This is a genomic window from Brasilonema octagenarum UFV-OR1, from assembly GCF_963888615.1.
Taxonomy (GTDB): Bacteria; Cyanobacteriota; Cyanobacteriia; order Cyanobacteriales; family Nostocaceae; genus Brasilonema; species Brasilonema sennae.
In genome coordinates this window covers 1-759 of sequence record NZ_CAWPKW010000069.1, presented here as the reverse complement: position 1 = coordinate 759, position 759 = coordinate 1, and the positions used below count along the sequence as shown (strand labels likewise).

At 41.8% G+C, this 759-nt stretch carries 1 pseudogene; it reads left to right on the top strand.

The window, feature by feature from the left end:
- Positions 1-45: 45 nt before the first annotated feature.
- Positions 46-660: pseudogene (locus AC5590_RS05410) on the top strand (Rpn family recombination-promoting nuclease/putative transposase); the annotation flags it as partial.
- Positions 661-759 lie beyond the last annotated feature (99 nt).

The window sequence follows — 759 nt, the reverse complement described above, 5'->3', positions numbered from 1 at the left end:
GTTCATGTCCTAATCTACCTGGCAACGGCTATATAATACATGTCTATGTTTGATAATGTGTGTCGCTTTTTAGCAGAGTCATTTTCAGCCGATTTCGCCACCTGGCTACTCGGTGAATCTATTATACTCACCCAACTTAGCCCATCAGAATTATCCCTCGAACCGATTCGAGCGGATGCTTTAATTCTGTTACAGTCAGATGAAATTGTTCTGCATATCGAATTCCAAACCGAAGCAAAAGCCGAAATTCCCTTTCGCATGGCTGATTATCGGTTAAGGGTGTATCGCAGATTTCCCCGCAAGCGGATGCGTCAGGTTGTGATTTACCTGCAACCCACCACATCCGAATTAGTTCACCAAACTGCTTTTGTTTTAGAAAGTACCCGTCATGAATTTGGAGTTATTCGTCTTTGGGAGGAATCTAGTGACATATTCTTAAATACTCCAGGTTTGTTACCGTTTGCAACGCTGAGTCAAACTGAGGACAAAACGCGAACATTACAACAGGTTGCAGAAGCTATTGAACAAATAAACGACCAACGTATACAAAGTAATATTGCTGCGTCAACAGCAATATTAGCTGGGCTAGTATTAAACAAGGAACTGATTAAAAGATTATTGCGGAGTGATGCTATGCGCGAGTCTGTAATTTATCAGGATTAGGACTTACGTACGAGTTACGAATGAACTTGACTGTAGTTACGACTTACGTCGCAACCGGTACAACTACGTTTCCCTTGCATAAGTCCTGAACTGATA